The sequence below is a fragment of the Vibrio caribbeanicus ATCC BAA-2122 genome (assembly GCF_000165125.1).
GTDB classification, from domain to species: Bacteria; Pseudomonadota; Gammaproteobacteria; order Enterobacterales; family Vibrionaceae; genus Vibrio; species Vibrio caribbeanicus.
In genome coordinates this window covers 1-26,172 of record NZ_AEIU01000110.1, presented here as the reverse complement: position 1 = coordinate 26,172, position 26,172 = coordinate 1, and the positions used below count along the sequence as shown (strand labels likewise).

The window sequence follows — 26,172 nt, the reverse complement described above, 5'->3', positions numbered from 1 at the left end:
TGTTTATGTCATTTGAGAGAAAGCGTGGCTTTTTACGTTTAGAAAGTGATGAATCAGTAGAAAAAGCTGAACGTTGGGGAATGCCTGACTACACATCTCAAACGCACAAAGAAGCAAGACAAACGGCTATGAACTACGATCCTAGCTGGTTGCCAATATCTGAGCCTGAAGTTGAAGAAAAACCAAAGGAGCTTACTGAAGAGGAAGTCGAATTCATTAAGCAGCAGGCCCATGATGCGGGTTTTCATCAAGGACAAGAAGCAGGTTTCACCCAAGGCTATGACAAGGGAAAGGAACAAGGAGTTGCAGAAGGTCACGCAGAGGGGTTAGAAGTTGGAAAGCAAGAGGGTTTGGTTGAAGGGCAAGACCAGATTCTTCAACAAGTTGAGACCTTTGTTAAACTGGCAAATCAATTCGCTCAACCTCTCGAGTTAATAAACCTTCAGGTTGAAAAACAACTCGTCGATATGGTTTTGATGATAGCCAAAGAAATTGTTCATGTCGAAGTACAAACCAATCCACAAATCATTTTAGATACAATCAAACAATCGGTTGAGACTCTTCCTATCGGTGGGCATTCCATTACGCTGAAATTACATCCGGAAGATATTGAGATCATCAACTCTGTTTACGGTGAAGAAGAAATGAACGTTCGCAACTGGACGCTGACTTCAGAGCCTGCTCTAAATCGAGGAGACGTTCAGATAGAAGCAGGTGAGTCTAGCGTAAATTACCTTATGGAAGATCGCATACGCAATGTATTACAAAGTTTTTGTGGTATGAATCGTCATTCAGGTGGTGGAGCTTGATTGCTTTATCTGAGCGGCTTACACATTACAAGACACAAGGTATTTCATGCCGTCCTGTCGCTTCTGGTAAGCTAGTTCGTGTTGTAGGGTTAACATTAGAGGCAAGTGGGTGCCGTGCCCCTATCGGTAGCCTCTGCCATGTTGAAACCATGCACGGTGATATTGAGGCTGAGGTAGTTGGATTCTCTGGTGATAAGCTGTTTCTTATGCCCAGCGAGCAGATAACAGGTATTCTTCCCGGTGCAAAAGTGACGCCGCTTACAAGTGAATCTGGTCTGTCTGTTGGGATGGAGTTATTAGGAAGAGTCATTGATGGGGTCGGTAACCCTTTAGACGGCTTGGGTCCAATCTATACTGATAAACACGCCTCTTTTAACTCAGAGCCAATTAACCCTCTAACTCGAAAGCCTATTACCGCACCTCTTGATGTGGGCATTAAGGCAATAAATGGGCTGTTAACTGTGGGCAAAGGTCAGCGTATTGGCCTGTTTGCTGGGTCAGGTGTCGGTAAGTCGGTTACTCTCGGTATGATGACTCGGGGAACCACTGCACAGGTTGTTGTCGTTGGGTTAATCGGTGAGCGTGGTCGAGAAGTGAAAGAGTTTATCGATGAGATACTTGGTGTCGATGGACGTCAGCGCTCCGTTGTTGTTGCTGCTCCTGCTGATGCATCGCCATTAATGCGTTTGAAAGGTTGTCAGACTGCTTTAACTGTTGCTGAGTTCTTTAGAGATCAGGGCCTAGATGTCTTATTGTTGATGGACTCTCTGACGCGATTTGCGCAAGCTCAACGGGAGATTGCGCTGTCTGTTGGTGAGCCGCCTGCCACAAAAGGCTATCCCCCCTCCGTATTTGCTAAACTTCCAGCGCTAGTGGAAAGAGCGGGTAATGGAAGTGATACTCAAGGTTCGATTACGGCCTTTTTTACCGTTTTGACCGAAGGGGATGATTTACAAGATCCTATTGCTGATGCTGCTCGGGCAATTTTAGATGGACATATCGTACTCTCACGGGAAATGGCAGATTCGGGGCATTACCCTGCAATAGACGTGGAAAAATCAGTGAGCCGCGTTATGCCACAAATTGTCTCAGAAGAGCAATTACTGATGTCCAAAGCCGTCAGGCAGGTTTTGTCTATTTGCCGTAAAAACCATGATCTTGTCTCTATCGGAGCGTATAAGCCGGGCAGCGATGCTGCCATAGACAGCGCTTTTACGTTAAAGCCAAGTTTGGACACTTATCTTCAACAAGAAATGAAAGAGTCTGTTCCATTTGATATGTCTGTAAGTATGTTGAGACATCTATTACAAGGAGGGGAGTAATATATGGAGTCTGCACTGGGCATATTGTTAGAGCAAGCTCAAGAGAGGGAAGATCAAGCTGTCTTGGCGCTCAATAATGCGAGAGTTGAGCTGGATGATTACTACAGACAGTTACAGCAGATTGAGCAATATCGTTTAGACTATTGTCAACAACTCGTTCAACGAGGTCAGCAAGGGCTTGCTGCGAGTGAGTATATGCACCTCAACCGATTTTTAACCACACTTGATGAAACCCTTGCTAAGCAAAAACAAGCGGAAGAGCATTTTAAATCTCAGGTAGAGCATTGTGAGCAGAATTGGTCAGAAACAAGAAAGACACGACGATCATACGAGCTGTTAATCGAGAAAAAACAAAAACAACGCCAGCGCTTGGAAGAAAGATTGGAGCAAAAACAAATGGATGAATTTTGTACCTTGAGTTTTTCGCGCCAGAGAGGTTCCGACTTTTTATAACGGCAGATGACAGTTTTAATAGGGATTTACGTTCAACGTAACCCATAGTCACAGCTTGAGATCTAGACGTAAAAGAACCTCGTCCGTGACATCTGTGATTTCAGCTAAACCAGCAATATTCTCAATATCATATTCTAGTTTTTTTGCTTTTTGCATATTAACTCTTAATACATCTGCGACATCAAACTTCAATAATTCGATCTCCGATGAAGCGATACGCTCACTATCTATTCTCACTGCAATAAATTGTCCTGTTTGTTGAGAACGCTTAATGAAATTGATTCGCTCATCACGGTCAATGAAGTCACTGACTAGCTTTGAGTCTAAAAATTGTGTCTTTTTTTTGTATTCTCCAATCATCATATACAGTTCGTGGCTATGTAAGCCATGTTGCTCTTTTGGTCTCATTGTTTGCTTTATTAGAGAAAATGACCGTCCCATATAAATGGGAGCAAGAGAAATTTTACCGTCGACTTTAGCAAAGGCTTTGATAAAAGGCGGCGTTGGGTAGGTTGCCCCTATTGCTCTTGGATTCAACTTAGTCCCATTTTTTTCGAAAAATACCGATGCCCCCACGAAGTTTCGGACAAAAACATCATGAAGTGTTTCTATAACGTTTCTTGGTAGCTTGTTATTAATACCGATGCTGGGATTAATACGAGTGCTGTCCTTAGCGTTTGTTCTGAAGCGCCCTAGCTCAGAGATCGATAGATTGGATGGCTGTCGCATTAGGTAGTCATTATTGCAGTCTGCGTAGGTGACTTCTTGTAATAATCCATAATGCGTTGCTTTTTTGACACCAAGCTTAGGAGCTTCCTCGTGAATTTTTTTGATCTCATCTCGAGAAAGTTCGAAAACGGACAGTTTAAAGACCTTCCATGTGTCTGTTTGTGCGCCAGTTCTTACGAATAATCGAAATAAATCATCAGTTGTTTCTGCCTCATCAACACTCAAAAATTCATTATGGTATCTAAAAGTGTGAAAGATTTTGTGTGTCCCTGGCTTTGATAGCTGGGTTAATTTTTCTAATCTTTCCGCTCCGAGAAAAACTCCGAGGCAGGGTTGCCCTGCTTTGTTCTTTAGAGACTGGTAAAGTCGCTTATTTTTTTCATTAAGTAGTGTGAGGACAACACCTTCCTTAGAGAAGAAGAACGGTAATTTAGAGGTGTTTGCAAATAAAATATGTTCGTGAGTGTGTGCGTTTGCCCGTGCAGGAATTTCATTTTTATCAAGGCTTTTACGGCTTTGTCTCTCAAAGAAATTCATCATTTCGTCTATTATTTCTTTGTTGTGTTCCAATACACATCTGAGATACTTAACTGGGCTGTTGTCTATAGGATCATCGATGGCGACGATATGATAATGTGCAGGGCGGCTGATCTCTTCCTCATAGCTATTACTTGATTTACAAAAATAAACTTTCATATCGGACTGTGTTTTGGCCGTTATGCAGCGAGGTATTTTTATTCTTATACCAGAAGATGAGATATCGAGTAAAACAGCAAAAACCTCTTGTCCGTTTTCGAGTACGATGCGTACAGGGGCAGAGATATTTAATCGGGATTCTCTGCGCGATAAGTAAAATCCCATATCAATAAAATCTACGTCTAGCTTTTCGCTATTAATTTCGTCGACTTCTTGCTGCCTCGTTTTTTGTGCCTCAATATCTCTAAGACTTATAGTGTACTTTTTTACCGACTCCCACACGCCCTCCGCGTAGGTGCCATACTTAAAGATATTTTTATAGTACAAGTTGATGCCGTGGTCATTTAGCCAGTGGCTATATCCGTTGAGATCGTATTTGCGACATTCGTCTTTGACTAGGCCTCGGATATCGATAGCTTTGGAACAGGGAGCCATTATTCGGTTTAATTCACTTTTAACTAAAAACTTCGCAGATGCGGGCTCATTTTCAAGAATGTCATCTAATAATTTAGTGAGATCGGGCGTGCCATACGCGGGTACCAATTGCTCGGCTAGGTGATTTATTCTTTTTTCATCCATTACGCTGACTTCATCGCCCAAAGTTTCAGTATTATTAATAAGCTTGTATCTAAAGAAGCTATTGTCAAGTTTGTTGATCTTAAGGTATTGAATTAAAGTACTTGAAACAATTACACCCAAGTCACCTCTCATCTTGAGATTACTTGGGTATAGAGCATATGCTCTGGCTAACGTCTTTCGTTCCAATAGCATTGATACGCCGATTTCATTCATCGGTATGTCTGTTCTTTATCTTTGGCCTATTGTTTGCAAAATGTCTCTAGTCCAAGAAGAGAATTTATCATGGCTTTTTTTTCAAATAACGAGCCTTAATGATAAATCCTTTTATAGAGGACGATAAAATATCGAATGACGTATTATTTGTGCGGGATTGATTTCAAGTCGGTACACTTTTTGCTTTAAATCTCACATTCAAAGATGATCGCCATGTTTACATGGATTAGTAACGTTTTCTGTCATTGGATCTGGCCGAATATTTGGAGAAATTTTGATATGAATGTCAATTTATCATCGCTAACTGAGAGCTCCACTACGCCCAAAACGAATCTAACAGACGCTACAGAGAGTAGTGAAACAAGTGAATCAAAAGGTTTTTTTTCAAAACTATCCTCCCTTATTTTGGGGGGAGACCAGAATGTAAAAAGCGAAAAGGGCGTAGACATCGAGTCGCCTGATATCGAGTCAGCTGATAATGAGCTTCTCTTACAAACACAAAACTTGGCGGATGGTGAAGAAAGTTTAGATACCCTCCTAGATTCTGACTTGGTGGATATTGATGAATCTAAACAAGTGACAATTGACTCAGAAAGCGAGTTAAAAGCGAAAGATAGTTCTAAAACGAATAAAATTGCGGAGCAAATAGTTGCCGATAACGATGAAATATTAAAAAGGCTCGATAGTTCTGCAAATGTCCTCATATCTAAAGACGGCAAAGAGTTGCCAGTCGGGCGAGAAAATCCTCAAGAAATCGATACAGTGATTGTTTCAAATAAAGTAGCTACTGAAACAACTGAACATAATGATGGTGCACGAACCAAGGCGTTAGAGCCCAGTCATAGTGTGGCCGATGTTACTTCTGTAGCTTTATCGCAAGAGACACTGGCTAACTCTGAAACGCTGAAAGAAATTCAGGCAGATGAGACTGTCATTAGAGATGAGCTAAAGTGGAGTGAAGAAGCTAAGCAACTTTCTAAACGGCTTCTTCCTGAGAGCAAAAATGATGAAAACAAAGTGCTAGTTGATGCTGACAATGTACAGCAAGAAGAGACTTTACTGTCAGATAAGTTAATAAATCCAACTCAGACTAATGTTCAGATAAATACCATTAAAGAAGGAAATGAAAAGCAGATAATTAGTAAAAGTGTTGGAGAAAGAACTCGATATGAGAGCTTTGATGAATTAAAAGAGACGCCAATCGATGCGGATATGGGTGATGATGAACTGTTAGCTTCGATACAAACGATTGAAAATAGTGGCGTGAAAAGAGATGAGCTAGTTATTAAGCAGGAGAGTTTGTCTCAACATCAAGGGTTGAAGCGACTTTCCCCTAATACTTTGAATCAAGCCACACAACATGCAGCGATAGCGCAGGCTCATGTTTCTCAGCCATTACCTCAGAACCTGATTCAAGAAAGTCTGAATACAGGGCAACAACAGCCGATGATGAACACTAATCCTGCAATGCTATCTGAAAAGGCATTGTTAGGAACTGGGGTGACTGGTCGAGCAATTGGTAACCTCGGTAAGCTAATTGAAGAGAAGCAACTGGGAAGTGATACGAATATCTCATCGGTTCAGCAAGCTGGGCAGGGAAGCCATCAAGTGAGTGCAAGTCAAGTTTCATTGCAACGCACTGACTCCGTTAATTCGGCAAATATTCAATTAACCCGAGATTTTGCTGGAGAGCAAGTGGCGGAAAAAGTGCAGATGATGATGTCGAAAAATCTCAAGAATATAGACATACGTCTCGATCCCCCTGAATTAGGTCGACTACAAATACGAATGCAAGTGACAGGTGAAGGTACATCGGTACATTTCACTGTTTCTAACCCTCAAGCTCGTGACGCGATTGAACATACAATGCCGAGGTTACGAGAAATGCTCGCACAGCAAGGGGTACAATTAGGAGAAAGTTCCGTTCAGCAACAAGCATCAGGGCAACAACGAGGTCAATATAGTGACAAAGCCCAAGGGTCAGAACTTGGGCAGGGTTCAAATGCTACTCTCACTGGTGACGATTTGGAAACTGATGTAGGCTTAGAACTGAATATACTCGGTAAACGTGATGGTATTAGCTATTACGCATAATCAATTGAATTATTGAGGCAAATAATTATGGCAGAAGAAGAAGAAACCGCAGCAGCCCCGGCAGGGAAAGGCAAACTCTTTATCATCATCGGGGTTGTAGTGGTGGTGGTGATAGCAGTTGCCGTATTCTTTTTAATGGGGTCAGGAGATACGAAAGAAGAAGAGGTCGTTAGTCAGCCTGTTGCCACTGCCGAACCTGTAGTTTATATCGCTTTATCTCAAGCATTCGTATTTAATGTGAACTCGAAAACGAAGAATCGTATCGCCAGAATAAAAGCTCAGTTAATGCTTCGAGGAGCTAAAAATGAAGAACTCGCTCGATCTCACATGCCTTTGATAGAAAGCACTATGTTGATTTCGCTCTCAGTCGCTACCGTTGAGCAGCTTCGGACCGTCAATGGTCGAGGCGAGTTGCGTGATAAGATCACCGAGGATGTCAAAACGGCTCTCAACAAAGCCATCGGTGAGCCAGTAATTGAACGTGTTTTGTTCACTGACTTTGTTATGCAGTAGGTGTTGAGTGGATCTATTAAGCCAAGATGAGATTGATGCGCTTCTTAATGGGGCCGACGACTCCGATGATAGTCAAGATAGTGATGCTGGTGGTGCTGAAGGAAGTGTTGATTTTGACTTTTCTTCGCAAGACCGAATTGTTCGTGGCCGTATGCCCACGCTCGAGCTTATCAATGAACGTTTCGCTCGCCACCTTAGAATCAGTCTCTTCAACATGTTACGAAAAACAGCAGAAGTGTCTATCAATGGCGTACAGATGATGAAGTTTGGTGAATACCAAAATACTCTGTATGTTCCTACCAGTTTGAATATGGTGCGTTTTAGACCGCTCAAAGGTACTGGGCTTGTAACCATGGAAGCTCGTTTGGTCTTTATTCTGGTTGAGAATTTTTTTGGTGGCGAAGGTCGCTACCACTCTCGGATTGAGGGAAGGGAATTTACCCCAACTGAGAGAAGGATTGTACAACTCTTGTTGAAGATAATCTTTGAAGATTACAAGGAAGCTTGGTCCCCAGTGATGGGCGTTGAGTTTGAATATCTCGATTCAGAAGTTAACCCCAGCATGGCAAATATCGTCAGCCCGACAGAAGTTATTGTTGTCAGCTCGTTTCATGTTGAGGTAGACGGAGGCGGTGGTGATTTTCATGTTGTGTTTCCTTATTCTATGGTCGAGCCTATACGAGAACTTCTCGATGCAGGTGTACAGTCGGATAAAATGGAAGCAGATGTACGTTGGAGCAGTGCGTTAAAAGAAGAGATTATGGATGTTCCGATCAATTTTCGCGTTAACCTCTTAGAGCATGACATTGCATTGCGTGATTTAATGGAATTACAGCCAGGTGACATTATTCCTGTTGAAATGCCACCTCACGCAGTAATGTTTGTTGAAGAATTGCCAACATATCGCGTTAAAATGGGGCGTTCTAGTGATAAGTTAGCAATCCAGATTTCTGAAGAGATTAAACGGCCAGACGCGGTCAAAACAGATATCGCCTTCCTGGGTAAAGACGTCATGTCAGAACTAGAGGAAGACGAGGGCGAAATTGAAGATTAGGTGAGAAAGTAGGAAAGAGTATGGAACCAAGTGAAGACCAAAAGTTGGCTGATGAATGGGCCGCAGCGTTAGGTGAAGATCCTGATGCACCCGAGATTGATGTTGATGAAGTAATGTCAGCTCAACTTGATGAGCTTGAGGATACCTCAGAGCAGTCTTCCCTCTCTGATGATGAGCGTCGAAAAATTGACTCTATACTGGATATCCCTGTGACGATATCAATGGAGGTTGGGCGTTCACAGATAAGTATCCGAAATCTATTGCAGCTTAACCAAGGCTCAGTAGTGGAATTAGAACGCTTGGCAGGAGAGTCTCTTGATGTGCTTGTTAATGGTACTTTGATCGCTCATGGAGAGGTGGTTGTGGTTAATGACAAGTTTGGTATTCGTTTGACTGATGTCATAAGTCAAACAGAACGCATTAAGAAGCTGAGATAGAAAAGGCGTAGTATGAATTTAAGAAGCTTTTTTTCTACTAGCCTTTTACTGGGTTTTCTTCCTCAATATGCTTTTGCTGAGGCGACAAAGTCAGGTGCTCAGATCGACTGGCTAAGCACATTTGGTTCATTGATTTTTGTCGTTGGATTTATTTTTTTATTAGCTTGGGGACTAAAAAGAATGAAAGTTCCCTCTCTTGTTAACCAGCGAGGGCTGAGTATTGTTCGACAAATTGGCGTCGGTAATCGTGAACGTATTATGATTGTTCAAGCGGGAGAGGAGCAATTTTTAGTTGGGGTTACTAGCCAGTCTATCCAGCTTATTTCTAAACTGGAGAGTCCTTTGTCTCTGGAGGATGAAGCTGTGGGTCCATTTTCTAGCCAATTGACGCAGTTGCTGAAAAAGAATGACAAAAAAGTTTAGAGTTTCGATTTTATTTCTCAGTTTGTTGGGGCTTTTCTTCTCCGCTTGCACTCTTGCGGAGGATGATAATAGTACCCCTATCCCGGCAAACTTAGCGCCATCACAGTCGGTGACTGTAAGTGCAATGGAGAGAGAGCAGGGAGCTGCACGCACGGTTGCGAGAGCGAGCAGTAGTGGAGGTGGTGGTATCCCCGCATTCACTATGACTACTAATCCTGATGGTAGTGAAGATTACACAATAAATCTGCAGATATTAGCATTGATGACCATGCTAGGCTTTTTGCCTGCTATGGTCATTTTAATGACCTCTTTTACTCGAATCGTTGTTGTGATGTCAATCCTGCGTCAAGCGATGGGATTGCAACAAACACCATCAAATCAAGTCATTGTTGGTATCGCGATATTTTTAACTTTTTTCATTATGTCGCCGGTACTCAATAAGATAAATGAAGATGCGATCCAACCTTACATCAATGAGCAAATCACTGCTCGGAAAGCGTTTGATTTAGCTCAAATCCCGATGAGAGATTTCATGCTCAAACAAACTCGGGTAAAGGATCTTGAAACTTTCGTTAATATTTCTGGCTCAACAGCGACCGCAACCTCTGATGTGTCAATGGCAGTATTGATACCGGCTTTTATCACATCTGAACTTAAAACAGCATTTCAAATTGGCTTCATGTTATTTTTGCCTTTTTTGATAATTGACCTAGTTGTTGCGTCAGTATTGATGGCCATGGGTATGATGATGCTCTCTCCTATGATTGTTTCGCTACCATTTAAATTGATGCTTTTTGTTTTAGTTGATGGTTGGAATTTGATCTTATCCACTCTAGCTGGCAGTTTTGCCTTATGACGAGGATGTCGCTATGACGCCTGAAATGTTTGTGGAGTTATTTCGTGAAGCACTTTGGGTGGTACTTATCATGGTATGTGCCATTATCATTCCGAGTCTGTTGATCGGTCTGATTGTGGCGATATTTCAAGCGGCAACATCTATCAACGAACAGACATTGAGTTTTTTACCTAGGCTAATTGTTACCTTGCTTGCTTTAATGATGTTTGCTCACTGGATGACTCAGATTCTGATGGAGTTTTTCTTCAGTATGATTGAGCGATTACCACAAGTGCTGTATTAGGCGATTCGATGGAATATCCAACTGATATTGTACTCGATTGGATTGCTAGCTATTTTTGGCCCTATACTCGTATCGGCGCCATGTTGATGGTTATGTCTGTCACTGGAGCTCGCTTTGTTTCCACGCGTGTCCGATTGTATTTGGGGTTGGCGATAACTTTTGCTGTCATGCCCGTTATTCCTGCAGCGCCTCAAAATATAGAGCTTCTTTCATTTGCTGGTTTTATTACTGTTTTAGAACAAATTCTCATCGGAGTTGCGATGGGTACTGTTACTCAGTTTTTAATTCAAACCTTTGTTATTTTGGGGCAAATTCTCGGTATGCAATCGAGCTTAGGTTTTGCTTCTATGGTCGATCCCGCTAACGGCCAAAATACCCCCTTGCTTGGTCAGCTATTTATGTTTCTTGCCACTATGTTTTTCCTTGCTACAGATGGACACCTGAAAATGATAACGTTTGTTGTTATGAGCTTCCAATCATTACCTGTGGGCGTGGGAGCACTGACCAATGTCGACTTTAGGGAATTGGCACTGTGGTTAGGCATCATGTTCCAATTTGCGTTAAGTATGTCTTTGTCTGGCATTATCGCACTTCTAACGATTAACCTATCGTTTGGCGTTATGACTCGAGCTGCGCCGCAATTGAATATTTTCTCACTGGGTTTTGCGTTTGCACTTATGGTCGGGTTATTGATTTGTTGGTATCTCATTGCTGGCCTATATAACCACTATGACCTATTGTGGCATGAGGGAGAAAAGCAGATTTGTAAATTTATTCGGTTAGATTGTTAAGGCATAGATATGGCGGAATCTGACGGACAAGAACGTACCGAAGAGGCAACCCCCCGAAGGCTTCAACAAGCAAGAGAAAAGGGGCAAGTTGCCCGTTCAAAAGAATTAGCATCAGTGTCAGTGCTCATTATTGGAGCCATTGCATTGATGTGGTTTGGTAGTTTTTTAGCCAAAGGCCTTTTTTCGGTGATGGGGCGACTCTTTGACTTATCTCGTGAGGAGATTTTCGACCTAGATAAACTTTTTGATATCATTCTTGGCTCGGTAGGAGAGCTTGTTTTCCCTCTGTTACTCATATTGTTAGTGCTCTTTCTTGCGGCATTGATTGGTGCCGCAGGCGTTGGTGGGATAAACTTTTCAGTTGAAGCAGCTATGCCTAAGTGGTCCAAGATGAACCCTCTCAGTGGACTTAAGCGTATGGTGGGAGTGCAAAGTTGGGTTGAGCTGATCAAATCGATTTTAAAAGTGACTTTGGTCTCGGGTATGGCTTTCTATCTTATCAATGATGCTAAGCAAGATTTGTTTCAGTTGAGTTTGGATGTGTATCCACAAAATATTTTTCATGCACTGGATATATTACTGAACTTTATTCTACTTATAAGCTGCACATTGCTGTTGGTTGCCGCTATCGATGTTCCCTTCCAAATTTGGCAGCATGCCAATCAATTAAAAATGACTAAGCAAGAGGTCAAAGACGAATATAAAGAGACAGAGGGTAAACCTGAGGTCAAGGGACGAATCAGGATGCTACAACGTGAGGCAGCACAACGCAGAATGATGGCAGAAGTTCCACAAGCTGATGTTATTGTGACTAACCCAGAGCATTACTCTGTTGCTTTACGTTACAGACAAGATACTGACAAAGCTCCGATTGTTGTGGCTAAAGGCACAGACCACATGGCTCTTAAAATTCGGGAAGTGGCTCGAGAGCATGATATATACATAGTACCTGCACCGCCGTTAACTCGAGCATTATATTTTTCTACAGAGCTCGAACAAGAAATTCCAGATGGCCTCTTTACTGCCGTTGCACAAATATTAGCCTACGTTTTTCAATTGAAGCAGTATAGAAAGCGGGGAGGTCAAAGACCCACGCTCAATTCCGCGAGCTTGCCTATACCGCCAGAGCTGCGCAAGTAGACAATTTGGTCTGCTCTACTTTTCAGGAATGGATAATAAAACCAGCAGTGCTCCGTCGCCACCATACTCAAGCGGCGCTTGATGAAATGCGAGAATGTCTGGGTGCTGGGCTAACCACAATGGTGTTTTTTGCTTGAGAATATGCTTACCAATACCATGTTGAACACAGGCACATGAGATTTCGTTTTTAACACAATAGGCGATCATTGCGCCAAGTTCACGCTTTGCCTCATTTTGTGTCATTCCATGCATATCTAAAAAAACATCAGGAACATAAACGCCTCGTCGGAGTCGTTTCAATTCATATTGTGATACATCACTTCTTGCATAGCGCGTTGGACCTGAATCACTCAATAATGGGACAAATTCATCAGAAAAATAAAACTCGCTATCACTCGCTTCACGGGAACTTCGAGTGACTTCTTTTTGTCTGTTATTTCTTTTTGGCTGTTGGATTATGGTATCCTGTGATAACTTTTTTACGCCCTGTACTGCTTCTTTGAACAGAGAAAAATCATCGTTTTTGTTTTGGTCTTTTTTACTCATGGGACTTGCATATGACTTGTAACAATGTGATGGCAGTATTGTAGCGCTTTTTGGAGGCAATTTTGGATAAGATTTTTGTAGAAGAAGCGGTTTCGGAGCTTCACACCCTTCAGGATATGGTTCGTTGGACTGTGAGCCGCTTTAATGCTGCGAATCTATTTTATGGTCATGGGACCGATAATGCGTGGGATGAGGCGGTACAGTTGGTTTTACCTACACTGTATTTACCGATTGATGTGCCAACACACGTATTGAATTCACGTTTGACGACAAGTGAAAGGATGCGAATTGTTGAAAGAGTGGTAAAACGAATTAACGAGCGAACTCCAACCGCATATTTGACAAATAAAGCTTGGTTTTGTGGTCTTGAGTTTTTCGTTGATGAGCGTGTACTTGTCCCTCGCTCTCCAATCGGCGAGCTTATTGAAGCTCAATTCCAGCCCTGGTTGGTGGAAGAACCAATTCGAATTATGGATATGTGTACAGGCAGTGGGTGTATTGCCATTGCCTGCGCACACGCGTTTCCTGAAGCTGAGGTAGACGCCATTGATATTTCTGCAGATGCTTTAGATGTTGCAGAGGAAAACATTCAAGATCATGGTATGGAACAACAAGTCTTTCCTATTCGCTCTGATTTGTTTAGGGATTTAACGGTTGAGAAGTACAACCTGATTGTTTCCAATCCACCTTATGTTGATCAGGAAGATATGAACAGCCTCCCTGATGAGTTTACCCATGAACCGGAACTCGGTTTAGCGGCAGGTACCGATGGTCTTAAGTTGGTGAGACGCATTTTAGCCAATGCACCAGATTATTTGACGGATAAAGGCCTTCTTATTTGTGAAGTCGGTAATTCTATGGTGCATATGATAGAACAGTATCCACACATTCCTTTTACATGGATTGAATTTGAGAACGGTGGGCATGGTGTCTTTATGCTAACGCGTGAACAATTGATTGAGCATGCAAAAGACTTTGCTCTTTATAAAGACTAAAAAACTAGACGGTTAGTTTTATGTTGAAAGCGCCAAGTCGAGAGTCTACGTGGCGCTTTTTCTTTGTATAAATCGTGATTAGGGGTTTACATCAAATCACAATGAAGTCACTATAAATTTTATTATCATTCAAGTGTAAACCTAATTGTACACACCTAAAGGTATACATGGACGGAAAAGTTTGAGGAACAAATGGCAGGAAATAGTATCGGTCAACATTTTCGCGTGACGACTTTTGGGGAAAGTCACGGATTAGCTCTCGGATGTATTGTTGATGGCTGCCCACCTGGGCTTGAAATTAGTGAGTCGGATATTCAGGTTGACCTTGACCGCCGTCGTCCTGGAACATCGCGTTACACAACCGCTCGTCGCGAGCCAGATGAAGTGAAAATACTTTCAGGCGTTTTTGAGGGAAAAACAACAGGAACTTCGATCGGTCTTCTGATAGAAAACACCGACCAGCGTTCAAAAGACTACTCTGAGATCAAAGACAAGTTTCGCCCGGGACATGCAGACTATACCTATCATCAAAAGTATGGTGTGAGAGATTATCGCGGAGGTGGACGTTCGTCGGCAAGGGAAACCGCGATGCGCGTTGCCGCAGGTGCGATTGCTAAGAAGTACCTCAAACAAGAATTTGGTATTGAGATCCGAGCCTATTTATCTCAGATGGGCGATGTTTCGATTCAAAAAGTCGATTGGGATGAGATCGAAAATAATGCTTTCTTTTGTCCAGATAGCGATAAAGTCTCAGAGTTCGATCAGCTTATTCGTGATTTAAAAAAGCAGGGCGATTCGATAGGTGCCAAAATTCAGGTTGTGGCTACGGGAGTTCCTGTTGGGTTAGGAGAGCCAGTCTTTGACCGCTTAGATGCCGATATCGCCCATGCACTCATGAGTATAAATGCCGTAAAAGGTGTCGAAATTGGCGATGGTTTTGATGTGGTGAAGCAAAAAGGTAGTGAGCATCGTGATGCGCTTACTCCCAAAGGATTTGCAAGTAATCATTCCGGTGGTGTATTGGGTGGAATATCAACAGGACAAGAAATTGTTGCTAACATTGCACTAAAGCCTACATCGAGTATTACGGTTCCTGGTGAGACGATTAACCGCAACGGAGAGTCGACTGAGCTTATCACCAAAGGCCGTCATGACCCTTGTGTAGGTATTCGCGCAGTGCCAATTGCGGAGGCGATGTTAGCGATCGTGATCCTAGATCACCTGCTCCGCCATCGAGGGCAGAATCACGGCGTAGTGACAGAAACTCCAGCTATCTGAGCGGCCATTTATGAAGTCCACCAAATTGGTGGGCTTCTTTTTTGTTTAATGAAAAGGTGTTTCGGTATCGTAATTGAACGAGGGCAAGCGCCAATTATATCTGACTGCAGCCATTCTCAGGGTATAACCGGCCACTAAAGTAATTATTGTCGCGGTAACGTCATTAACGGAAAAATTGATCAACACTAAATATAACCCAGAAGAGGCGAGTGCTACTGAGGCATACAGCTCCTCATGTAAAACTAATGGTGTTTGACGACAGATCAAGTCACGCAGCAAACCGCCGAATACGCCAGTAACTAGTGCCGATACCATACAAATTAAAGCATGCAGTCCCATCCCCAAGGCAATTTTGGTCCCTATGATACTAAAAACGATAAGGCCAAGTGCATCAAGTCGAATAAAGAGGCCTTTTAGTTTAACTATCCATTTTGCAATGCCTGTGGTTAGTACTCCTGCAATACAGGTGATCGCAAGGAACTGGGGATTTTCAACCCAGCCCAAGGGATAGTGTCCTAGTAGAATATCTCGAATTGTACCACCACCGATTGCTGTTGCGCTGGCAACAAGCATGACACCAAACCAGTCCATTTTACGACGTCCTGCGCTCATGGCTCCGGTCATTGCTTCTGCGGTAATACCAATAATATACAATACACTCAGTAACATGAATGGGATCTCAAATAATGGCGATAAACAAATAGCTCTCTATAACGATAAAGAGATTTTAGAGAGAAATGTGATCTGTGACGAATGATAAAATATAGGTAAAAACGAACGTTTCGGATTAGAATTTCTAATTCAAATTATATCTAACTTTGACTTATCTATTAAAAGTGCGAAAATTGTTGGCCAAGTAAATGTAAGTTGTAAACCAGCTGATGAAACATGAATATCAAGATTTAATCACTATTTTTGACAATACCTTTTTTGAGGACTTTCAAACTCGGCTTGAATTGGGCACAGATGAGCCCATTTATCTTCCAGCAAGTGAGCAAACTCCTTTTCACAGAATTGTTTTTGCCAATGGCTTTTTTTCATCAGCCCTTCATGAGATTTCACACTGGTGCGTAGCAGGACCGCAGAGAAGGTTGCTTGAAGATTTTGGTTATTGGTATGAACCGGATGGAAGAACACAAGCGCGTCAGGAAGAATTTGAACGGGTTGAAGTACGCCCCCAAGCTTATGAATGGATCCTCTCTCAAAGTGCTGGTTTTCCGTTTACAGTCAGTTGTGATAATTTAAACGGTGACTTTGAGCCAAACAGAATTGCATTTATGACTCGTGTTCACCGAGAAGTCCTCGATATTCTGAAAAGTGGTCTTCCCCATAGAGTCAAGCTGTTGTCAGAGGCACTTCGTGCGTTTTATCAAACACCGCAGCTTACCGAAGAGGTATTTGTTGTGACTTAAGCATAGGCTGTTTGCTTATTTCATCGATTCTGCGTGTTCAACCGACAAAAATAATTTCGATATTGGGTTGCTATTAGTCAATAGATTGCTTTGCCTTCACTGATATGAGAAGCTTGCGCGCGTTTTTAAGAATGAATATAACTTAGGCATAATTGCACCATGATTATTGAATTTGAAGAGCAGCTTCTTGAATTAATTGATATGCGTATTGCGACAGCTTCAGACGATGAGCTTTTTGCCGGTGGGTACTTACGTGGGCATATCTCACTCTCTGCCGCAGCGTGTGAGGAAGAAGGTATCTCTGATATTGAGCAGCTCAAAACGCGGATCCAAGAGAGCCTAGATGAAGCGCGCTCAGAGTTGTCACCTGCCGATCGTATTATCGTGAATGATTTGTGGTTGGAATTGGTCAATAACGCCTAACCACTTCTGAATAGTCACGTTAGAGTTATCCAACGTGACTATTTAACCAAGTACTCTACTCTAACGATCTTGTTCGGTTATCGGCTTTCCTTTTTTGAGCTTTCTTACCCACATTCGACTTGGGTGTAGTAGTTCGAGAATATCGTTAGGGAGAGGGATAGGGTCTTGGCAGATCTGTGAAGCGAGCACCTCTGCCATTAGTGGCGCAGTGCTCAGCCCTCTTGAGCCAAGCCCCAATAGACAGTAAAGATTAGGGTGACTCGAAACGTTCGGGACTTGTTGATTCTTCTTTTTAGGCAGATCGTTATAGATGGCTTTTATTTCTTCCAACTTTCCCACATTTCCGACAAAAGGTAAGTGATCACGACTGACACAACGTATCCCTTGTCTCGATTGATTATCAGAAGCATCTACTTGTTCAGTCCAAGCCTTATTAGGAATGCATTTCTTTAGTTTCTCGATGTTTTCTACTTGAGCTATAGGGTCAAAGTCTGTGTTCAGATTATCGCGATCGTAACTTGCACCGATACAAAGCCTATTGTTATCAGGACTGATTGGCGTCATATAGCCATCATAACAGAGGACAGAATTAAGTTTTTCGAGCTCTGAATTGCTCGCGATATGACTGATTTGTCCTTTGACTTTGCCTAATGGAAGATCGGAGCTTTGACTAAAATCAGAAAACTGATGACCGTTGGCTATAATCACCGTGTCGTGAACGTATTGTTTATCTCTACTAAATATTGACCATACACGCTCAAGATCACACCATTCTAAACGTTCAATCTTTGTTTCAAAAAAAGGCTGAAAATTATCGTGTTTCGCCAAATGCTCAAAAATTTTCTCGGTCAATTGCGCGGGGCACACCCATCCACCCAAAGGATAATAGATACTTGGATGGTCGACATTTAAACCAACCGTATTGTTGGTCTGAGTGGCATCAAGAGAGTGGACAAGCTCAGGGTTAAAGCCTGCATTGAGAATTTTATTTAGTTTAGTTGTTGCATCGTCACACCACATTAATTGCGTCACGCCACACCAATCATGGTTAAACTCGAAACGTTGAGCTGCCTGATTGATAAATTGACGAGCAAACAGAAAAGCAGGAGTAAATACCCTAGACACCCCTGAGTGATCGCCATTTAAGAGCGGGTATATTGCGCCTTGTAAATTACCCGAAGCACCTTGTGCTGCTCGAGTATCTTGGCAATATAGGCTGACGTTTAGGCCCCGTCTTGTCAGCGACTCAGCGAGGGCCGCACTGGCAATACCGCCACCGATAATCGCTACATTTTTGACATGTTCATTAGACTCACGATAAAACCAAGGTTTAAAATTTGACTGTGCCACCTTTGCGGTCATTGTACCTGCAAGCATGTCCCTTTTGGTGCCAAATCCTTTGACTTTTTTCATTTCAAAGCCAGCGTCAATCAGGCCACGTCTGACGAAGCCCGCGGCGGTAAATGTGGCGCAACTGCAATCTTTTTTCCCCAGTTTTACCATGTTGTCGAATAGTTGTTGATTCCACATTTCAGGATTTTTACTTGGCGCAAAGCCATCTAAAAACCATGTATCAACAAGGCCTTTCTCGTTTACTGGCACCTTTGGCATACAGTCCTTTATATCGCCGAACCAAAGATCTAATGTAATTGCACCGTTGCCAAGAACGATACGATGACACTCAGGAGTGGCGATCGGATAATGCTCAACAAGCTCTCGACTAAGTTCAGACAATTCTGGCCAAGCTTTGTGCGCTTTGATTAGGTCTTCTCGACTTACGGGAAACTTCTCGAAGCTAATAAAATGTAATTCTTTTAATACAGAGCCTGGATTATTTCGTAAGAATGCAGCGAAAGCTTGCCATGCTGCTAAAAAATTGAGCCCAGTACCAAAGCCAGTTTCGGCAATAACAAATCGCCTCTGTTCATATGTTTGCCATCTTTCTGGCAGATGATTGCTTTGTAAAAAGACATAGCGAGTTTCTTCCAAGCCATTGACATTGGAAAAGTAAACATCATCGAAATGGTCTGAAACGGGTGTTCCTGACTCATTCCATTCGAGTTTTGCGTTGGTTATTGAGGCCATAGTATCTGAGATATGCGATTGAAGGCGATATTATTGGGTTTATTGTACGGTTTTATGGGAAAGCTGACCACTTTTCTCACATATGTTAGTTATTATCTAGCTGATTTTTGAATTATAGGAATGTCATAATGAAACGAGTCGTGATCACCGGTATGGGAATCGTCTCAAGTATCGGCAACAACGTCGAAGAAGTTTTAGCGTCTCTTAAAGCAGGTAAATCTGGTATTACTGCCTCTGAACAATTTAAAGAGCAAGGTTTACGCTCTCAAGTTTGGGGGGATTTGAAGATCAATCCTTCAGAATTGATTGATCGTAAACAGATGCGCTTTATGGGTGATGCGGCTGCTTATGCATACCTATCAATGCAGCAAGCGATAGAAGATGCAGGGTTACCTGAAGACTTGGTTTCAAGTGATCGCACTGGTATCGTTGCAGGTTCAGGCGGTGCCTCTGCATTGAATCAGACAGTCGCGACAGATACGATGCGCGCGAAAGGCGTTAAGCGCGTTGGGCCGTATATGGTTCCTCGCACCATGTCTTCGACTGTTTCTGCGTGTCTGGCCACACCGTTCAAAATTCGCGGTGTTAATTACTCTATGAGCTCAGCTTGTGCGACATCAGCACATTGTATTGGCCACGCGATGGAACTTATTCAACTTGGTAAACAAGATATTGTTTTTGCCGGTGGTGGTGAAGAACTTGATTGGTCACAAACCATGATGTTTGATGCTATGGGTGCTCTTTCTACCAAATACAATGAAACACCAGATCAAGCTTCACGCACCTATGACGCGGATCGTGATGGCTTTGTAATCTCTGGTGGTGGCGGTATGTTAGTTGTCGAAGAATTGGAGCATGCTTTAGCGCGTGGTGCTAAGATCTACGGCGAAATTGTGGGTTATGGTGCGACTTCTGATGGCTACGATATGGTAGCACCATCAGGTGAAGGAGCGATTCGTTGTATGAAGATGGCTATGCAAGATGTTGAGAGCGTTGATTACATCAATACTCATGGCACCTCTACACCCGTTGGTGATGTCAAAGAGCTCGGTGCTATTCAAGAGCTTTTTGGCGACAATAGCCCTGCAATTTCAGCGACAAAAGCTATGACAGGTCATGCTCTTGGTGCTGCTGGCGTGCATGAGGCGATTTACTCGACTCTTATGCTTGATAATAACTTCATTGCCCCAAGCATCAATATCGCTAATCTAGATGAAGCGGCGCAAGGCCTTGATATTGTGTCAGAAGCGCGCGACGCACAGCTCAATACTGTCATGTCTAATAGCTTTGGTTTTGGCGGTACCAACGCCACGCTTGTGATTAAAAAATTTGAGGCATAACTGCTTAGGATGAGAGCCCAATATCTTTGGGCTCTACGAGATTTCCAGAGCCGATCAAACTTTTTCAAGTTTAATCACAGACGCAGATTTTAGTTCCTGGAGAGCGAGCTAAATTCCTTTTGTTCTGGATTGTTGCCCGATTTTATATCGGGCATTTTTCTTTCAGTTAAAGTGCAGATTATTACTCGACACTGGTTGAGGTTTTCTGCACAATATTTTCACCAGTCCATAATAACTCTTCTCGTTTATGAATATTCTTGTAGATGAAAATATGCCCTATGCTGAGCAACTATTTAGTCGGCTCGGTAACGTAATTTTAAAGCCGGGTAGGGAGCTTGAAGCCTCTGACTTAGTCGATATTGATGCACTAATGATACGTTCAGTGACCCGAGTCGACTCTGAACTTATTGCTCGAGCAAACCAGTTAAAATTTGTTGGCAGTGCAACGGCAGGTATGGATCATGTCGATCAGAATCTTCTGCAACAGAAGGGGATCTATTTTACAGGTGCTCCCGGCTGTAACAAAGTTGGGGTCGCCGAATATGTTATCAGTGCCATGTTGGTGCTCGCTCAGGAACAAGGCTTTTCAATTTTTGATAAAACAGTTGGGATCATTGGTGCTGGTGAAGTTGGTACTTATCTGCAGCAGTGTTTGGAAGGTATAGGGATAAAAGTTCTCCTGAATGACCCATTAAAGCAGGCATGTGGTGATGAACGTGAATTTACTCCACTTGAGACCCTGATAGGTCAGGCAGACATTATAACGCTGCACACGCCGATAACCAAAGAGAGCGAATATCCTACCTATCATCTATTCGATCAAACACGGTTATCAAGCTTACGGGGTGATCAGATTCTGATAAATGCTGCCCGAGGAGCGATTGTCGATAATTCTGCTCTAAAGCAGCGTCTATTAAAAAACGATGGCTTTACAGCTGTACTAGATGTATTTGAATATGAACCACAAGTGGATCTAGACTTAGTCCCTTTACTCGCGTTTGCCACGCCACATATTGCTGGCTATGGACTTGAGGGTAAAGCTCGGGGGACCACTATGATTTTTAATCATTTTTGTCGTTTTTTAAATCGCGATCTGAACGTAGATGCGGCTGAATTACTTCCGATAGCACCTATCCCGTCACTGCACCTAAAATCAAACTGTAATGAGGCGATACTGCACAATATCACTCAACTAGTTTATGATGTGCGAAAAGATGACGCGCTTTTCCGTCGTAATATCCATATGCAGGGTGCATTCGATAAAATGCGTAAACACTATTGGGATCGTCGGGAATATAGTTCCATTAAAGTATCAGGCAGTGATTATCATCACCTGACAATGTTAGAAAAACTTGGTTTTCAAGTTGAGGTAAATGAATGAGCGAGCAATTTAATATTGCCATTTTGGGTGCAACGGGTGCCGTTGGTGAAACCATATTGGAAGTGCTAGAGGAAAGAAAATTTCCTGTTGGTGAACTGTATTTATTGGCCAGTGAGCGAAGCGAGGGAAAGACCTATCGTTTTAGTGGAAAAACAGTAAAAGTTGAGAATGTAGAAAATTTTGATTGGTCTCAAGTACACATTGCTCTGTTTTCTGCTGGCGGAGAGCTTTCTGAAAAATGGGCTCCAATTGCAGCGGATGAGGGAGTTGTGGTTATCGACAACACTTCTCAATTTCGTTATGAGTACGATGTACCTTTGGTCGTTCCCGAAGTGAATCCGGAAGCGATTGCTGAGTTTAGAAATCGCAATATCATTGCAAACCCTAATTGTTCAACCATTCAGATGTTGGTGGCACTTAAACCTATTTATGATGCTGTTGGCATCGAGAGAATCAATGTATCAACCTATCAATCTGTTTCTGGTGCCGGGAAAGCAGGTATTGATGAGCTTGCAGGACAAACAGCGAAACTCTTAAACGGTTTGCCAGCTGAAAGTGAGCAATTTTCTCAACAGATTGCCTTCAATTGTATCCCACAAATTGATCAGTTTTTAGAAAACGGTTACACCAGAGAAGAAATGAAAATGGTGTGGGAGACTCAAAAAATCTTCAATGATCAGGGCATCACTGTCAATCCGACGTGTGTTCGAGTCCCTGTTTTTTACGGACACGCTGAAGCTCTACATATCGAGACATGTAGTCCTATCGATGCTCAAGAAGTCAAAAACCTATTGGCTAAAACCGATGGTATTGACGTTTTTGAGGGAGATGATTTTCCGACTCAAGTCCGGGACGCAGGTGGCAAAGATAATGTCATGGTTGGGCGCATACGAAACGACATTAGTCATCATAGTGGTATCAACCTGTGGGTTGTTGCTGATAATGTGAGAAAGGGGGCTGCAACGAATGCAGTACAAATCGCTGAAGTTTTGATCAGGGACTACTATTAATTAATTATTCATTTCTTTGAGCCCCCACTACTTTGCGGGGCTTTTTTTAATCAAATTTTGAAAATTTGTGTGAGATTAATGCGAATATGGCGCAGGACACACATTTTTTACCTCTACACCTATAGTTTTAGTGGCTTTATCCGATATATTTAACAGATCATTGTCTTTATTTTAATTGAGCACATAGCTGAGCCTTATATGCGTCGAATTCTACAGCGTCTACTATTCTCACTTGTAATAGTTGCCGTGACTCAAATATCTACCGTAAATGCGGAAAGCATTCGTTTAAAGGGACCGGACGGTCAGGTACAGTCTTCCCCGCGTTTTTCTAATGCCCAAACGCCAGCATTTGAGCCAACCCGCTTCTACGGACCTACGACTGAACAAGAAACACTCTGGAGTATTGCTTCCAGATTGCGGCCTGCGAGCGACGTTACAGTTCAACAAACACTCTATGCGATTTTTCAGATCAACCCGCAAGCCTTCGCTAATCAGAATATTCACGAGCTAATTCCGAGGAGTACGATTCGAGTCCCTTCTTTGAGTCAGGTACGCTCGGTTTCAACGCAAGAAGCCGTCAATGTTATGGCTGCTCACAAAGCTCGATTAGGAAAAAGTTCGACGGCTCGCACATTGCCACGTTCGGTGCCAGCCAATAACACAATGCCAGACAAGGCTCCACAAGCAAGCCAAAAAACTGAAGAGAGAGCTAGCGATAAACCAGCCGAAACGACAGACTCAATGGTTCCTCCGTCTAATAGTAGCAATGACGTTAGTATCGCTAAGCTGGTGACCAAAGAAAAAAATAAGCAAGTAAAAAACCTAGAGACTCAACTTGAGAGCTCTGAGACTGAGTTACAGGCATTAGAAGAGAAAAACCTTAAGCTTCGTATGATGCTTGCTGATGTGCAGTCTGAGGTGGATGTTCTTAATGATAAAATACTGGGTGAAACCAAGATACGAAATGAGGTCGAGAAGTTACTAGAGGCCGAACGTCAGCGTGTCGAGGAAGAGAGACAACTTGCACCCACAGCTATGGATCAACTCCTCTCCAGTACTGGCTTAGTTGCTGCTTTAGCGATTATTCCAGGCTTAGTTATGGGAATTATTATTGTGCTCCTCATCAGCCGGAGATCAAAAGAAGAGACGCCTCCAGAGCCGGTTGAGCCTCCTCCTGTTGCTGCTGAGCCAGAGGTACAAGAAACTTATGATGAAGATCTTGATGACGACCTTTTACTCGATGATGATTTATTTGGAGACTCAGAGAAAGACAGCGAAGAATCTGGGGAGGGTTCTGAAAGCTCAGAAGAAGGTGACGTTGATGTATTCGCGGACCTTGACGATGACGATCTGAATTTCAACCTAGAGGGTGAAGAGGGCGAAGATCCGTTTGCTGGTATCGGTGATGATGGTGATCTTGATGAGTCACTTGCCGATATCGAATCTAATGGCAGTGATATCAGTGTTAATGGAGATGAAAAAGCACTTGGCATTGAAGAAATGGAACGTGCAATTGATGAAGTTGCATCCGAAGATTCAGAAGAAAGTGACTTTGATTTATCGGACGGAGAAGAGTTCTCTCAAGATGACCTTGATTCCTTGCTTGCTAGCGATGGTAGTAATGAGGAGTTGGGTGGTGATGAGCTTGATCAATCGTTGTTGGATGATTTGCTTACTGATGGCACAGGTGACGATGCCGCAAAGAGTGATGAGTTTGATCTAGGCGAGGAGCTAGATTCTGACCTCAGTGAGCCGAGCCTTGCAGCAGATAGTGAAATTGATGATATTTTTGCTCAGATGGATGCTCAGGCAGACCTTGACGCATTAGAAGCAAGCGCAATTGATGAGACAGAATTGCTAGATGATATTCTTGAAGAGGATAATGTTGATCTAGAATCTGACAGTACCGATTTGCTGGACGAGATTATTGAAGCTGAGCCAGAAGGCGGTACAGAAAAACCAGCGGAAGATCTCGAAGTTTTTGATGAGTTAATTACAGCGGATGCACTAGATGAAAGTAATACGGATCTTCTTGATGATTTAATCGATGAACCATCAGAGACCGTTGATTCAGATCTTAATGCACAGTTGGATGAGTTGATTGACACGGATATTGTTGATGATGAATTCATAGAAGACAGCACGGATTTGCTTGATGAGCTAATTGAAGATTCTGATGACGATACTATCGTTGACCTTGATTCTGAATTGGAGAGTATCGCTGATCAAGATCTCCTTGCTGATGAAGTTATTGAAGATAGCACGGATTTACTTGATGAACTTATCACTGAAACGGAAGACAGCACTGTTGCTGATTTGGATTCAGAGTTAGACACTCTTATTGATAATGATGTAGCTGGTGAGGATCTTGATCTAGGGGAAAGTTCTGAACTATTAGATGAATTTCTGGATGCCGATGATTCAGGTGAAGTTATCGATGAGGGTGTCGATCTCTTTGAAGAGTTAGCAGAGATAGATAAAGATGGGGATGATGAATCTCAGGAACTCGTTGATTCTCAGTCTACCTCTGATGATAAAGATTTTTCTAGCGATGAATTTGTTGATGATCTATTGAGTGTTGCACCTGAGGGTGACCCTCTTTTAGATAATATTGATTTGAGCGAAAATTCATCAGGCGCTAATGAAGAACTTGAACTCGATGAAGGCACAGAGCACGCTACTGCTGAGCCTGAGCCTGAGCCTGAGCCTGAGCCTGAGCCTGAGCCTGAGCCTGAGCCTGAGCCTGAGCCTGAGCCTGAGCCTGAGCCAGAGGATGACTGGCTTTCCTCAGCGATAGAAGAGGTTGAAGGCTTACATAGTGAGGACGATGATCTCCAAACATCTTATTCTTCAGAGTCTTTAGATGATGATGCCTCGGTTGACACATCAGACTCGGCCAGTGAGTTAAGCGAGGAACTCGATCATTCTGAAGCTTCCAGCATAATTGCTGATGAAGCAGACTTTGAATCCGATCAACAAAGCAGTGTTGAGGAAGATCTGCTTGCCCAACAGGAGCAAACAGACTTACCTCAAAGTGATGAACTATCTGAGCAATCTTTTGATAGTGATGCTCTTACCCCAGATGCAAGTGATCATGAATCAGAAAAGGCTGAGCTAGAGGCCGTTGACGACTTGGACTCTGAGCCAGTTGAAGAAGAGTTTGAAGTCCCCGATGTTAGCGAAGAGTCTGTCGAGTCTGAGCCAGGGACTATGGATGAGTTGGATGCTGAGTTAGTCGAAGAAGAGTTTGAAGTTCCTGACGTTAGTGAAGAGCCTGTCGAGGCTGAGCCAGATACCGTGGATGAGCTCG

24 protein-coding genes are annotated in these 26,172 nt (G+C 42.8%); 20 read left to right on the top strand and 4 right to left on the bottom strand.

The window, feature by feature from the left end; all coding sequences use genetic code 11:
* Positions 1-5: 5 nt before the first annotated feature.
* Genes fliH through fliJ form a run of 3 tightly spaced genes read left to right on the top strand, consistent with a single transcriptional unit; the run spans position 6 to position 2,584 of the window.
* Positions 6-809 (top strand): flagellar assembly protein FliH, encoded by an 804-nt coding sequence (gene fliH / locus RH40_RS18095; RefSeq protein WP_009603138.1) that lies wholly within the window; start codon positions 6-8, stop codon positions 807-809.
* Entirely contained in the window at positions 806-2,131 is a 1,326-nt protein-coding gene (gene fliI, locus RH40_RS18090) for a flagellar protein export ATPase FliI (RefSeq protein ID WP_009603137.1), read from the top strand. Before fliH ends, fliI begins: the two co-directional genes overlap by 4 nt.
* Positions 2,132-2,134: 3 nt before the next feature.
* A complete protein-coding gene (fliJ, locus tag RH40_RS18085; protein ID WP_009603136.1) occupies positions 2,135-2,584 on the top strand; it encodes a flagellar export protein FliJ in 450 nt (149 codons plus the stop codon).
* A 48-nt stretch (positions 2,585-2,632) separates the two neighbouring features.
* Here the strand turns inward: fliJ and RH40_RS18080 are convergent, their stop codons facing one another.
* Positions 2,633-4,801 (bottom strand): PilZ domain-containing protein, encoded by a 2,169-nt coding sequence (locus RH40_RS18080; protein ID WP_009603135.1) that lies wholly within the window; start codon positions 4,799-4,801, stop codon positions 2,633-2,635.
* Between the two features lie 279 nt (positions 4,802-5,080).
* Here RH40_RS18080 and RH40_RS18075 point away from each other — a divergent pair, with 279 nt between their 5' ends.
* The 9 genes from RH40_RS18075 to flhB are packed head-to-tail and all read left to right on the top strand — an operon-like array spanning position 5,081 to position 12,392.
* Positions 5,081-6,895 (top strand): flagellar hook-length control protein FliK, encoded by a 1,815-nt coding sequence (locus tag RH40_RS18075; protein WP_009603134.1) that lies wholly within the window; start codon positions 5,081-5,083, stop codon positions 6,893-6,895.
* Positions 6,896-6,922: 27 nt separating this feature from the next.
* Positions 6,923-7,408 (top strand): flagellar basal body-associated FliL family protein, encoded by a 486-nt coding sequence (locus RH40_RS18070; RefSeq protein ID WP_009603133.1) that lies wholly within the window; start codon positions 6,923-6,925, stop codon positions 7,406-7,408.
* Between the two features lie 7 nt (positions 7,409-7,415).
* Positions 7,416-8,462, top strand: coding sequence for a flagellar motor switch protein FliM (fliM, locus tag RH40_RS18065; protein WP_009603132.1), 1,047 nt, complete (start codon positions 7,416-7,418; stop codon positions 8,460-8,462).
* A gap of 20 nt (positions 8,463-8,482) precedes the next feature.
* Entirely contained in the window at positions 8,483-8,899 is a 417-nt protein-coding gene (gene fliN / locus RH40_RS18060) for a flagellar motor switch protein FliN (RefSeq protein ID WP_009603129.1), read from the top strand.
* Between the two features lie 12 nt (positions 8,900-8,911).
* On the top strand, positions 8,912-9,322 hold the full coding sequence (gene fliO / locus RH40_RS18055) for a flagellar biosynthetic protein FliO (protein ID WP_009603128.1): 411 nt from the start codon (positions 8,912-8,914) through the stop codon (positions 9,320-9,322).
* Complete coding sequence (fliP, locus tag RH40_RS18050) at positions 9,306-10,178, top strand: flagellar type III secretion system pore protein FliP (RefSeq protein ID WP_009603127.1); 873 nt, start codon at positions 9,306-9,308, stop codon at positions 10,176-10,178. The genes fliO and fliP overlap by 17 nt, the downstream gene beginning before the upstream one ends.
* Positions 10,179-10,191: 13 nt before the next feature.
* Positions 10,192-10,461 carry a flagellar biosynthesis protein FliQ gene (fliQ, locus tag RH40_RS18045; RefSeq protein ID WP_009603126.1) on the top strand — a complete coding sequence of 90 codons (270 nt, stop codon included), beginning with the start codon at positions 10,192-10,194 and terminating at the stop codon, positions 10,459-10,461.
* Between the two features lie 8 nt (positions 10,462-10,469).
* The gene (gene fliR, locus RH40_RS18040; RefSeq protein WP_009603125.1) at positions 10,470-11,252 is read left to right on the top strand and encodes a flagellar biosynthetic protein FliR; all 783 of its coding nucleotides are present in this window, start codon (positions 10,470-10,472) and stop codon (positions 11,250-11,252) included.
* Positions 11,253-11,261: 9 nt separating this feature from the next.
* The gene (gene flhB / locus RH40_RS18035; RefSeq protein ID WP_009603124.1) at positions 11,262-12,392 is read left to right on the top strand and encodes a flagellar biosynthesis protein FlhB; all 1,131 of its coding nucleotides are present in this window, start codon (positions 11,262-11,264) and stop codon (positions 12,390-12,392) included.
* 15 nt (positions 12,393-12,407) lie between these two features.
* On the opposite strand, the gene smrB is transcribed toward flhB, so the two are convergent.
* Positions 12,408-12,938, bottom strand: a complete 531-nt coding sequence (gene smrB, locus RH40_RS18030; RefSeq protein WP_009603123.1) for an endonuclease SmrB — start codon at positions 12,936-12,938, stop codon at positions 12,408-12,410.
* 62 nt (positions 12,939-13,000) lie between these two features.
* Between smrB and prmB the strand changes: the two genes are divergently transcribed.
* The gene (gene prmB, locus RH40_RS18025) at positions 13,001-13,933 is read left to right on the top strand and encodes a 50S ribosomal protein L3 N(5)-glutamine methyltransferase (RefSeq protein ID WP_009603122.1); all 933 of its coding nucleotides are present in this window, start codon (positions 13,001-13,003) and stop codon (positions 13,931-13,933) included.
* A 192-nt stretch (positions 13,934-14,125) separates the two neighbouring features.
* Positions 14,126-15,211 (top strand): chorismate synthase, encoded by a 1,086-nt coding sequence (gene aroC, locus RH40_RS18020; RefSeq protein WP_009603121.1) that lies wholly within the window; start codon positions 14,126-14,128, stop codon positions 15,209-15,211.
* A gap of 45 nt (positions 15,212-15,256) precedes the next feature.
* Here the strand turns inward: aroC and RH40_RS18015 are convergent, their stop codons facing one another.
* The gene (locus tag RH40_RS18015; protein WP_009603120.1) at positions 15,257-15,880 is read right to left on the bottom strand and encodes a trimeric intracellular cation channel family protein; all 624 of its coding nucleotides are present in this window, start codon (positions 15,878-15,880) and stop codon (positions 15,257-15,259) included.
* A gap of 212 nt (positions 15,881-16,092) precedes the next feature.
* On the opposite strand from RH40_RS18015, the gene RH40_RS18010 reads away from it, so the two are divergent.
* Entirely contained in the window at positions 16,093-16,623 is a 531-nt protein-coding gene (locus RH40_RS18010) for an elongation factor P hydroxylase (RefSeq protein ID WP_009603119.1), read from the top strand.
* A 159-nt stretch (positions 16,624-16,782) separates the two neighbouring features.
* A complete protein-coding gene (locus tag RH40_RS18005; protein WP_009603118.1) occupies positions 16,783-17,046 on the top strand; it encodes a YfcL family protein in 264 nt (87 codons plus the stop codon).
* A 60-nt stretch (positions 17,047-17,106) separates the two neighbouring features.
* On the opposite strand, the gene mnmC is transcribed toward RH40_RS18005, so the two are convergent.
* Positions 17,107-19,131 carry a bifunctional tRNA (5-methylaminomethyl-2-thiouridine)(34)-methyltransferase MnmC2/FAD-dependent 5-carboxymethylaminomethyl-2-thiouridine(34) oxidoreductase MnmC1 gene (mnmC, locus tag RH40_RS18000; RefSeq protein WP_009603117.1) on the bottom strand — a complete coding sequence of 675 codons (2,025 nt, stop codon included), beginning with the start codon at positions 19,129-19,131 and terminating at the stop codon, positions 17,107-17,109.
* A gap of 128 nt (positions 19,132-19,259) precedes the next feature.
* Between mnmC and fabB the strand changes: the two genes are divergently transcribed.
* The 4 genes from fabB to RH40_RS17980 all read left to right on the top strand — a co-directional run.
* Positions 19,260-20,471 (top strand): beta-ketoacyl-ACP synthase I, encoded by a 1,212-nt coding sequence (gene fabB / locus RH40_RS17995; RefSeq protein WP_009603116.1) that lies wholly within the window; start codon positions 19,260-19,262, stop codon positions 20,469-20,471.
* Between the two features lie 247 nt (positions 20,472-20,718).
* Complete coding sequence (locus RH40_RS17990) at positions 20,719-21,852, top strand: 4-phosphoerythronate dehydrogenase (RefSeq protein WP_009603115.1); 1,134 nt, start codon at positions 20,719-20,721, stop codon at positions 21,850-21,852.
* Positions 21,849-22,862, top strand: a complete 1,014-nt coding sequence (locus tag RH40_RS17985; RefSeq protein WP_009603114.1) for an aspartate-semialdehyde dehydrogenase — start codon at positions 21,849-21,851, stop codon at positions 22,860-22,862. Before RH40_RS17990 ends, RH40_RS17985 begins: the two co-directional genes overlap by 4 nt.
* Before the next feature lie 198 nt (positions 22,863-23,060).
* The coding region (locus RH40_RS17980) for a FimV/HubP family polar landmark protein (RefSeq protein ID WP_009603113.1) at positions 23,061-26,172 on the top strand (3,112 nt) is incomplete at its 3' end.

What these genes read in the sequence shown, in the direction of transcription:
- fliH (WP_009603138.1), top strand. Translation starts at nt 6, where the DNA reads ATGTCATTTGAGAGAAAGCGTGGCTTTTTACGTTTAGAAAGTGATGAA.
- fliJ (WP_009603136.1), top strand. Translation starts at nt 2,135, where the DNA reads ATGGAGTCTGCACTGGGCATATTGTTAGAGCAAGCTCAAGAGAGGGAA.
- RH40_RS18080 (WP_009603135.1), bottom strand. Translation starts at nt 4,801, where the DNA reads ATGAATGAAATCGGCGTATCAATGCTATTGGAACGAAAGACGTTAGCC.
- RH40_RS18075 (WP_009603134.1), top strand. Translation starts at nt 5,081, where the DNA reads ATGAATGTCAATTTATCATCGCTAACTGAGAGCTCCACTACGCCCAAA.
- RH40_RS18070 (WP_009603133.1), top strand. Translation starts at nt 6,923, where the DNA reads ATGGCAGAAGAAGAAGAAACCGCAGCAGCCCCGGCAGGGAAAGGCAAA.
- fliN (WP_009603129.1), top strand. Translation starts at nt 8,483, where the DNA reads ATGGAACCAAGTGAAGACCAAAAGTTGGCTGATGAATGGGCCGCAGCG.
- fliO (WP_009603128.1), top strand. Translation starts at nt 8,912, where the DNA reads ATGAATTTAAGAAGCTTTTTTTCTACTAGCCTTTTACTGGGTTTTCTT.
- fliP (WP_009603127.1), top strand. Translation starts at nt 9,306, where the DNA reads ATGACAAAAAAGTTTAGAGTTTCGATTTTATTTCTCAGTTTGTTGGGG.
- fliQ (WP_009603126.1), top strand. Translation starts at nt 10,192, where the DNA reads ATGACGCCTGAAATGTTTGTGGAGTTATTTCGTGAAGCACTTTGGGTG.
- fliR (WP_009603125.1), top strand. Translation starts at nt 10,470, where the DNA reads ATGGAATATCCAACTGATATTGTACTCGATTGGATTGCTAGCTATTTT.
- flhB (WP_009603124.1), top strand. Translation starts at nt 11,262, where the DNA reads ATGGCGGAATCTGACGGACAAGAACGTACCGAAGAGGCAACCCCCCGA.
- smrB (WP_009603123.1), bottom strand. Translation starts at nt 12,938, where the DNA reads ATGAGTAAAAAAGACCAAAACAAAAACGATGATTTTTCTCTGTTCAAA.
- aroC (WP_009603121.1), top strand. Translation starts at nt 14,126, where the DNA reads ATGGCAGGAAATAGTATCGGTCAACATTTTCGCGTGACGACTTTTGGG.
- RH40_RS18015 (WP_009603120.1), bottom strand. Translation starts at nt 15,880, where the DNA reads ATGTTACTGAGTGTATTGTATATTATTGGTATTACCGCAGAAGCAATG.
- RH40_RS18010 (WP_009603119.1), top strand. Translation starts at nt 16,093, where the DNA reads ATGAAACATGAATATCAAGATTTAATCACTATTTTTGACAATACCTTT.
- RH40_RS18005 (WP_009603118.1), top strand. Translation starts at nt 16,783, where the DNA reads ATGATTATTGAATTTGAAGAGCAGCTTCTTGAATTAATTGATATGCGT.
- mnmC (WP_009603117.1), bottom strand. Translation starts at nt 19,131, where the DNA reads ATGGCCTCAATAACCAACGCAAAACTCGAATGGAATGAGTCAGGAACA.
- fabB (WP_009603116.1), top strand. Translation starts at nt 19,260, where the DNA reads ATGAAACGAGTCGTGATCACCGGTATGGGAATCGTCTCAAGTATCGGC.
- RH40_RS17990 (WP_009603115.1), top strand. Translation starts at nt 20,719, where the DNA reads ATGAATATTCTTGTAGATGAAAATATGCCCTATGCTGAGCAACTATTT.
- RH40_RS17985 (WP_009603114.1), top strand. Translation starts at nt 21,849, where the DNA reads ATGAGCGAGCAATTTAATATTGCCATTTTGGGTGCAACGGGTGCCGTT.